This is a genomic window from Kineococcus siccus, from assembly GCF_009906795.1.
Classification (GTDB): Bacteria; Actinomycetota; Actinomycetes; order Actinomycetales; family Kineococcaceae; genus Kineococcus; species Kineococcus siccus.
Window position 1 is genome coordinate 1 of the sequence record NZ_JAAALN010000187.1, and the last position, 8,550, is coordinate 8,550.

Here is an 8,550-nt window from a genome sequence, read left to right on the forward strand (position 1 = left end):
CCCCCCACCGTTGCCCGTCCCGTCGCGGTGTCGCTAGGTTGCCGCCACACCCTCTCCACCTGACGCGCCCCGACGCCCGTCCCGCTGCCCGTGAAGGACCCACCCGAGGTGACACCGTGGCTCTGCCTCCCCTGACCGCCGAACAGCGCGCCGCCGCCCTGGAGAAGGCGGCCGCCGCCCGGCGGGAGCGTGCCGAGGTCAAGAACCGCCTCAAGTACGCCGGCGGCAGCCTCGAGGAGGTCATCCGCGACGGGCAGGAGAACGAGGTGCTCGGGAAGATGAAGGTCTCGGCGCTGCTGGAGTCGCTGCCCAACGTGGGCAAGGTGCGCGCGAAGCAGATCATGGCGGAGATCGGTATCTCCGAGTCGCGGCGCGTCCGCGGCCTCGGCGCCCACCAGATCGCGGCGCTCGTCGACCGCTTCGGCTCCGCGCGGACGGCGGCCACGGCGAACGGGAGCGCGTCCTGAGCTCCGCCACGCCCGGGGTGCCCACCCCACCGGCGACGATGCCGTCCCGCCTCACCGTGCTGGCCGGCCCGACCGCCGTGGGCAAGGGCACGGTCTCGGCCGACCTGCGGGCCCGCTACCCGGACATCTGGATCTCCGTGTCGGTGACGACGCGCGCGCAGCGTCCCGGCGAGGTCGACGGCGTGCACTACCACTTCCTCACCGAGGAGGCCTTCGACGCCCTCGTCGAGCGCGGCGAGCTCCTGGAGTGGGCCCGCGTGCACGGCCGGCACCGCTACGGCACGCCCCGCGGGCCCGTCGAGGCCGTCGTCGCCGAGGGCCGGGCCGCCCTGCTGGAGATCGACCTCGCCGGCGCCCGGCAGGTCCGCGAGGCCATGCCCAACGCGGGCTTCGTCTTCCTCGCCCCGCCCAGCTGGGAGGAGCTGGTCCGCCGCCTCGTCGGCCGCGGCACCGAGTCCGAGCAGGAGCGCGAGCGGCGCCTGGCCACCGCGCGCGACGAGCTGGCGGCCGAGGACGAGTTCGACGTGACCATCGTCAACGACGACGTCCGGCGGGCGACCGACGAGCTCGTACACTGGATGGGTCTGCCCGTCGCCTGAGCGCCGTCCGGCGCCCCGGCGGGCTCGCGCAGCACCCGCACGACGCGGACCCACCCCCGACACCGAGGAGCCACCGTGGCTGGAACAGTCGCAGCGCCCGAGGGCATCACCAACCCGCCCATCGACGAGCTGCTCGCCAACGCCAGCGACTCCAAGTACGCGCTGGTCATCTACGCGGCCAAGCGCGCCCGCCAGATCAACGCCTACTACTCCCAGCTCGGCGAGGGCCTGCTGGAGTACGTCGGCCCGCTCGTGGAGACCCACGTGCAGGAGAAGGCGCTGTCCGTCTCCCTGCGCGAGATCAACTCCGGGCTCCTGACCTCGGAGCCCCTCGAGCAGTGAACCGCGTCCTGTGAGCACCGCCGAGGCCGCCGCTGACCGCCCGCGGGTCGTCCTCGGCGTCGCCGGGGGCATCGCCGCCTACAAGGCGGCGCTGCTGCTGCGCGAGCTCGCGGAGACCGGGCACGACGTCACCGTCGTGCCGACCGCGGCGTCGGAGCACTTCGTCGGGCGCGCGACGTGGGAGGCCCTCTCGGGCCACCCCGTCGCGACCGACGTGTGGTCCGGCGCCGTCGACGTGCCGCACGTGCGCCTCGGCCGCCACGCCGACCTCGTCGTGGTCGCCCCGGCGACGGCGGACCTGCTGGCCCGCGCCGCGCACGGCCTCGCCGACGACCTGCTGACCAACGTCCTGCTCACGGCGACGTGCCCCGTGCTGCTGGTGCCCGCGATGCACACCGAGATGTGGCTGCACCCCGCGACGCAGGACAACGTCGCGCTGCTGCGCTCGCGGGGCGTGACGGTGCTCGACCCGGCCTCGGGCCGGCTGACGGGAGCCGACTCCGGGCCGGGCCGCCTGCCCGAGCCCGCGGACATCGCCGCCGCGTGCCGCCGCCTGCTCGCGGGTGGCTCGCGCGGGCGCGACCTCGAGGGCCGCACGGTGGTCGTCTCGGCCGGCGGCACCCGCGAGCCGCTGGACCCCGTGCGCTTTCTGGGCAACCGCTCCTCCGGCCGGCAGGGCGTCGCGCTCGCGGCGGCGGCCGCGGCCCGCGGTGCGCGCGTCGTGCTCGTGGCCGCGCACCTCGACGTCCCGCCGCCAGCCGCGGTCGAGGTCGTCGCCGTCGGCACGGCGCGGCAGCTGCGCGACGCCGTGCACGCGCACGCGGCCGGCGCCGACGTCGTGGTCATGGCCGCCGCGGTGGCCGACTTCCGGCCCGCCACCCGCGCCGACGCCAAGATCAAGAAGACCGACGACCCGGGGCAGGACCCCGTCGTCGTGCTGCAGCGCAACCCCGACGTCCTGGCCGAGCTCGTCGCGGACCGCTCCGGCGCGACCCCGCTGCTCGTCGGCTTCGCGGCCGAGACGGGCGACGCGAGCGGCAGCGTCCTCGAGCTCGGCCGGGCCAAGCTGGCCCGCAAGGGCTGCGACCTGCTGGTGCTCAACGAGGTGGGGGAGACCAGGGGCTTCGCCACGCCCACCAACGCCGTGACGATCCTGGGCGCCGACGGCGGCGAGCGCGTCGTGCCCGAGGCCGCGAAGGACGTCGTCGCCGACGTGGTGTGGGACGCCGTGGTGCCTATGCTGGCGACCGCCGTCCTGCCGCACCCCGAGACTGGAGCCCCGTGACCTCCCCGCTGCGCCTGTTCACGTCCGAGTCGGTCACGGAAGGGCACCCGGACAAGATCTGCGACCAGATCTCCGACGGCGTCCTCGACGCGCTGCTGCGCCAGGACCCGCGCAGCCGCGTCGCGGTGGAGACGATGGTGACGACCGGGCTCGTGCACGTCGCGGGCGAGGTGACCACCGAGGCCTACGCCGACATCCCCACGATCGTGCGCGAGACGCTGCTGGGCATCGGCTACGACTCCTCGGCCAAGGGCTTCGACGGCACGACGTGCGGCGTCGAGGTGTCCATCGGCTCGCAGTCGCCCGACATCGCCCAGGGCGTGGACTCCGCGTGGGAGAACCGCCAGGCCGGGCACGCGGGCGACCCGCTGGACCTGCAGGGGGCGGGCGACCAGGGCCTCATGTTCGGCTACGCCTGCACCGACACCCCCGAGCTCATGCCGCTGCCGATCCACCTGGCGCACCGGCTCTCCCAGCGCCTGTCCGAGGCGCGCAAGAAGGGCGAGGTCCCCTACCTGCGCCCCGACGGCAAGACCCAGGTCACCATCGGCTACGACGGCGACCGCCCCGTGCGGCTGGACACCGTCGTGCTGTCCACGCAGCACGAGCCCGACGTCGACCTGGTCCGGACGCTGACGCCCGACGTGCGCCGCCACGTCATCGAGCCCGTGCTGGAGGGCCTCGACCTCGACACCTCCGACATCCGGCTGCTCGTGAACCCCACGGGCCGCTTCGAGATCGGCGGCCCGATGGGCGACGCGGGCCTGACCGGCCGCAAGATCATCGTCGACACCTACGGCGGCATGGCGCGCCACGGCGGCGGGGCCTTCTCGGGCAAGGACCCCTCGAAGGTGGACCGCTCCGCCGCCTACGCCATGCGCTGGGTCGCCAAGAACGTCGTCGCCGCCGGCCTCGCGGGCCGCTGCGAGGTCCAGGTCGCCTACGCCATCGGCAAGGCGCAGCCCGTCGGGCTCTACGTCGAGACGTTCGGCACCGAGACCGTCGACCGGGTGCGCATCGAGGCCGCGATCCGCGACGTCTTCGACCTGCGTCCCGCCGCGATCGTGCGCGACCTCGACCTGCTGCGCCCGATCTACGCCCAGACCTCCGCCTACGGCCACTTCGGCCGCGAGCTGCCCGACTTCACGTGGGAGCGGACCGACCGCGTCGAGGCCCTGCGGTCCGTCGCGGGCTCCTGAGCGAGGCGCCCCCGACGCTCGACGGGCTGCCCGCCCCGGCGCGCGTCCGGAAGGCGGCGGGGGCGGCGGCGCGCCGGCCCCGCAAGCCCGTCGAGGACGTCGCGGAGCACGATCCCGTGGCGCGGGTGCTGGTCACGGTGCCGCTGCCGCACCTGGACCGGCCCTTCGACTACCTCGTGCCCGCCTCGATGGCCGCGGCCGCCCAGCCCGGGACCCTGGTGCGGGTGCCGTTCGCGGGCAGCGACGTCGAGGGCTTCGTCCTGGAGCGCCTCGCCGCGAGCGAGCACCCGGGCCGCCTGGCCCGGCTGCGCCGCGTGGTCTCCGACGTCGAGGTCCTGACCCCCCAGGTGCTGGAGCTGGCGGGCCGGGTCGCGGCGCGCTACGCGGGCACCCTGGCCGACGTCGTCCGCCTCGCCGTGCCCGGCCGGCACGCGGGGGCCGAGACGGGGGTCCTCGCGACCGACCCACCGGGGCAGCGGCCCGCCGTCGCGCTGGGCGACGACCTCGCCGGCTGGGAGCTGCACACCGCGGGCCGGGCCTTCCTGCAGCACACGGCCGCGGGGTCGTCGCCGCGCGCCGTCGCGACGTCCGCCCCCGGCACCGACCCCGTCGAGCTGCTCGCCGTCGCGGCGCGGGCGTGCCTGGCGTCCGGGCGCAGCGCGCTGCTGGTGGTGCCCGACCACCGCGACCTCGACCGGCTCGACGCGGCCCTGACCCGCCGGCTGCCCCCGGGCACCCACGTGCGGCTGGAGGCCGACGCCGGGCCCGCGGCCCGCTACACCGCGTTCCTGCGGGCGCTCACGGGGCGGGCCCGCGTGGTCGCCGGGACCCGGGCGGCCGCGCTGGCCCCCGTGCCGGGCCTCGGGCTGGTCGCGGTCCTCGACGACGGCGACGACTCCCACGCCGAGCAGCGCGCGCCGTACCCGCACGCGCGGGAGGTCGCGGTCCTGCGCGCCGAGCAGGACGACGCCGCCGCGCTCCTGCTGGGCACCACGCGCACGGCCGAGGGGCAGCTGCTGCTGGAGACGGGCTGGGCGCGCGCCGTCGTCGCCTCGCGCGACGCCGTGCGGGCCCGGATGCCGCGCGTCACCGTGGCGGGCACGTCGGGTCCCGCGGCCCAGGACCCGCTCGCGGCGGCGGCCCGGCTGCCCAGCGACGGCTGGCGCGTGGTGCGCGAGGCGCTGCAGCGGGGGCCCGTGCTGGTGCAGGTGCCGCGCACGGGCTACGTCCCGGTGCTCGCGTGCCAGCGCTGCCGGGAACCCGCGCGCTGCACCGCGTGCGCCGGGCCCCTGGCCGTCCCGGGCCGGTCGGAGACCGCGAGCTGCCGCTGGTGCGGGCGGCTCGCGACGGGCTGGGCGTGCCCCGTGTGCGGCGACGACCGCTTCCGCGCCCTGGTCACGGGCGCGCACCGCACGGCCGAGGAGCTGGGCCGGGCCTTCCCGGGTGTCGGCGTCCGCACGTCCGGCGGCCCGCGCGTGCTGGACGCCGTGGCCGCCGAGCCGGCGCTGGTCGTCTGCACGCCCGGTGCCGAGCCGGTCGCCCCGGGCGGCTACGCGGCCGCGCTGCTCCTGGACGGCTGGGCTCTGCTCGGGCGCCCCGACCTGCGCGCGCAGGAGGAGGCGCTGCGGCGCTGGATCACCGCCGCCTCGCTCGTGCGCAGCGCCCGCGAGGGCGGGACCGTCGTCGTGGTCGCCGACCCGCAGGCCGCGGCCGTGCAGGCCCTCGTGCGCTGGGACCCGCCGACCTTCGCCGAGCGCGAGCTCGCCGCCCGCGCCGAGCTGGGGCTGCCGCCGTCGGCGCGCATGGCGGGGTTCATCGGCGCCGACGCCGACGTCCGCACGGCCGTCGCCGACCTGCGCTCCCCGCCGTCCGCGCGCGTGCTCGGGCCCGTCCCGGTCGCGGCGCGCGGCGGCGCGGAGCTCGTGCGCACGCTCGTCGCGGTGCCCCTCGCGGAGGGGCCCGCGCTCACGGCCGCGGTGCGCGACCTCGTCGCCGGCCGCAGCGTGCGCAAGCTGCCGCCGGTGCGGGTCCGCGTCGACCCACCGGACATCGGCTGAGGGCCCGGGGGTCCTAGCGGTCGCGGGTGGTGCGCTCCACGACGGTCGGCGGCGCCGTGCGGACCGTCGTGGTCGTGCGGCGGCGCGGCGCGAAGAGCACGAACTCGAGCACGATCCCCAGCACGCCCACGGCCAGCAGGACGTAGCCGACGACCTGCAGGTCGACCCCGGAGACGCGGAGGCTGACCGCGAAGGCGAGGATCGCCCCGACGGCGATGAGGAAGATGCTGGATCCGAGGCGCATCCGCCCAGCCTGCCGCCGCCGGGGGCGGTCCCGGTGCGCCGGTCACCCGTTCGCCGCCCGCCGTGACCCGTCCGCCCGCCGTGCGCTTCGATGACGGTCGTGACCCACCGCGACGTCAGCCCCGCCACCCGTCGCCTCGCCTGGATCGACGCCGGTGCGGGGGTCGCGGGCGACATGCTGCTCGGCGCCCTGATCGACGCCGGCGCGGACCTCGGGCGGGTCCGGGCGGCCGTGGACGCGGTCGTCTCGGGGGCCGTCGCGCTGCGGACGTCCACCGTCACGCGGGCGGGGCTGCGGGCCCTCAAGCTCGACGTCGACGTCCTCGAGGCCGACTCCCCGCACCGCCACTGGTCCGGCCTCCGCGACCGGCTGGTCGCCGCCGACCTCGACGCCGGGGTGCGCGAGCGGGCGCTCGCGGTGTTCGCCCGCCTCGCCGAGGCCGAGGGGCGCGTCCACGGCATCCCGGCCGAGGACGTGCACTTCCACGAGGTGGGCTCGCTCGACTCGATCGCGGACGTCGTCGGCGTGTGCGCCGCGCTGGTCGACCTGGGCGTCGAGGAGCTCCTTGCCTCGCCCGTCGCCGTCGGCTCGGGCACCGTCCGGGCCGCGCACGGCACCCTGCCCGTCCCGCCACCGGCCGTCGTCGAGCTGTCGCGCGGCTGGGAGGTCTTCGCGGGCGGCACCGGCGAGCTCGCCACCCCGACGGGGATGGCCCTCGTGACGACCCTGGCGCACGGGCCGGTGCCGCTGCCGCGCCTCGTCGTGGAGGGCTCGGGCGCCGGGGCGGGCACGCGGGACCCGGCCGAGCGGGCCAACGTCGTGCGCGTCGTGGTGGGCCGGAGCGTCGAGGGCGAGGTTCACGAGGCGGTCCCGGGGCAGGACGCCGTCCTGCTCGCCGCCACCGTCGACGACCTCGACCCGCGCGTGTGGCCGGAGGTGCTGCGGGAGCTGCTGTCCGCGGGCGCGCTGGACGCGTGGCTGACGCCGGTGCTCATGAAGAAGGGCCGTCCCGGGCACGTGCTGGAGGTCCTCGCCGCGCCCGGCTGCGCCGACGCGCTGTCCGCCGTGGTGCTGCGGCACACCAGCACGCTGGGGGTGCGGCGCAGCCCCGTGACCCGCGACGTCCTGGACCGCGCGCACCGCGCCGTCGAGGTCGACGGGCACGCGGTCCGCGTCAAGGTCGGCCACCGCGCCGGGGTCGTCGTGCAGGCGATGCCGGAGTTCGAGGACGTCCTGGTCCTCGCCCGCGCGCGGGGCTGCGCCGTCCAGGACGCCCTGCTGGTCGCGCACGCCGCAGCCGTCGGGGCGGGTCTGGTGCCCGGGGCCCCCTGGGTGTAGTCGGCCTGCCCTGGCTCATCTCCCGGGCCGTCGGCACGTCGCGGAGGACCCGCCCAGCCGGTGCGCCGGTGACGGCGACGTCGGAGGGGCTTCGCCATGCACACCCGCCAGCTCGGTGCGGGCGTCCGCGGCCGGGGCGGTCGGCCTCGTCCTCGCAGCCGCGTGGGAGTGGGAACTCCTGACGGTCCGTCCTGCCTCGCATGAACCGCAATCACGTTGCGTTGCAACGGGTTGACTCTTGACCTCGACGTTCGAACAACTGTACGATGAGAACATGACCTCGGCCCCCACCCTCACGGCCGCGGCGGTTCGCGCCGTATCGCGGGGTTCGGTGGAACGCCTGAAGCGGGCCGCGGACGCGGCCTCGGCGGACCTGGTGCTGGGGTTGGCGGAGCGGGTGCGGGAACTCAGCGGGTCTGAGCACCCGGACCTGGTGAGCCTGCGGAGCGCGGGCCTGACGGTCACGGGCCGTCCCGCGAACCTGGTCCACGCCGCGGTCGACCTGGTCACCCAGGAGTTCGCCGAAGCGGCCGGCGTCAGTCTGGACTCGGCCCTGTCAACGGTGTGGGCGGCCTGGTACGACGCCACCGACCGCGAACCGGTGTGGCAGGCCGTCGCCGAGGGGCGCATCACGGCCGAGCAGGCCCGGACCATCACCAGCCGCGCGGCCCGCCTGAGCCGGCGGGTCGCCACCATCACCGAGGTCCGCGACGAGGACGGCCGGGTGATCGACCTGAACGTGGTCGAAGGTGACCCGGTCATCGACCCCGCGCAGCAGCCCGCGGTGCTGGCCGGGTTCCTGAACCAGGCGATCTCCTGGGCGCTCGACGGGGTCCTCGTCGAGGCGTTGGCCCGGCGCTGCAACCGGCTCATCACCGACCTCACCCCGGGCTTCGTCGCGGTCACCATCAGCCGACCCGAAGCCACCCGGGAACTCACCGTCGAGGTCTGCGAGGACGACACCTTCGCCCACGTCACCCTCGTGCTGCCCCTTGCTGACGCGATCCGGCTGAAGGCGT

9 protein-coding genes are annotated in these 8,550 nt (G+C 76.5%); 8 read left to right on the plus strand and 1 reads right to left on the minus strand.

Features of this window, described 5'->3' with window-relative positions; genetic code table 11:
• Positions 1-116: 116 nt before the first annotated feature.
• The 6 genes from mihF to GTR02_RS17100 all read left to right on the plus strand — a co-directional run bounded on the left by mihF (position 117) and on the right by GTR02_RS17100 (position 5,949).
• Positions 117-467, plus strand: a complete 351-nt coding sequence (gene mihF, locus GTR02_RS17075) for an integration host factor, actinobacterial type (RefSeq protein WP_166608694.1) — start codon at positions 117-119, stop codon at positions 465-467.
• Between the two features lie 38 nt (positions 468-505).
• Positions 506-1,066 (plus strand): guanylate kinase, encoded by a 561-nt coding sequence (gmk, locus tag GTR02_RS17080; RefSeq protein ID WP_166608701.1) that lies wholly within the window; start codon positions 506-508, stop codon positions 1,064-1,066.
• Positions 1,067-1,141: 75 nt separating this feature from the next.
• A complete protein-coding gene (gene rpoZ, locus GTR02_RS17085; protein WP_166608695.1) occupies positions 1,142-1,408 on the plus strand; it encodes a DNA-directed RNA polymerase subunit omega in 267 nt (88 codons plus the stop codon).
• Between the two features lie 10 nt (positions 1,409-1,418).
• Positions 1,419-2,693: a bifunctional phosphopantothenoylcysteine decarboxylase/phosphopantothenate--cysteine ligase CoaBC gene (gene coaBC, locus GTR02_RS17090; protein WP_166608696.1), complete on the plus strand. Its 1,275-nt coding sequence runs from the start codon at positions 1,419-1,421 to the stop codon at positions 2,691-2,693.
• Positions 2,690-3,892: a methionine adenosyltransferase gene (gene metK, locus GTR02_RS17095; protein ID WP_166608697.1), complete on the plus strand. Its 1,203-nt coding sequence runs from the start codon at positions 2,690-2,692 to the stop codon at positions 3,890-3,892. Before coaBC ends, metK begins: the two co-directional genes overlap by 4 nt.
• Before the next feature lie 116 nt (positions 3,893-4,008).
• A complete protein-coding gene (locus GTR02_RS17100; protein ID WP_338073884.1) occupies positions 4,009-5,949 on the plus strand; it encodes a primosomal protein N' in 1,941 nt (646 codons plus the stop codon).
• Positions 5,950-5,962: 13 nt separating this feature from the next.
• Here GTR02_RS17100 and GTR02_RS17105 read toward each other — a convergent pair whose 3' ends face one another.
• Positions 5,963-6,193 (minus strand): DUF6458 family protein, encoded by a 231-nt coding sequence (locus GTR02_RS17105; protein ID WP_166608698.1) that lies wholly within the window; start codon positions 6,191-6,193, stop codon positions 5,963-5,965.
• Between the two features lie 99 nt (positions 6,194-6,292).
• Between GTR02_RS17105 and larC the strand changes: the two genes are divergently transcribed.
• Positions 6,293-7,531, plus strand: coding sequence for a nickel pincer cofactor biosynthesis protein LarC (gene larC, locus GTR02_RS17110; RefSeq protein WP_205709488.1), 1,239 nt, complete (start codon positions 6,293-6,295; stop codon positions 7,529-7,531).
• A 331-nt stretch (positions 7,532-7,862) separates the two neighbouring features.
• Positions 7,863-8,550: hypothetical protein (locus tag GTR02_RS17115; protein WP_166608700.1), on the plus strand; the 688-nt coding region annotated here is incomplete at its 3' end.

Excerpts from the sequence above, each read along its gene's own strand:
- gmk (WP_166608701.1), top strand. The coding sequence starts at position 506 with ATGCCGTCCCGCCTCACCGTGCTGGCCGGCCCGACCGCCGTGGGCAAG.
- GTR02_RS17105 (WP_166608698.1), bottom strand. The coding sequence starts at position 6,193 with ATGCGCCTCGGATCCAGCATCTTCCTCATCGCCGTCGGGGCGATCCTC.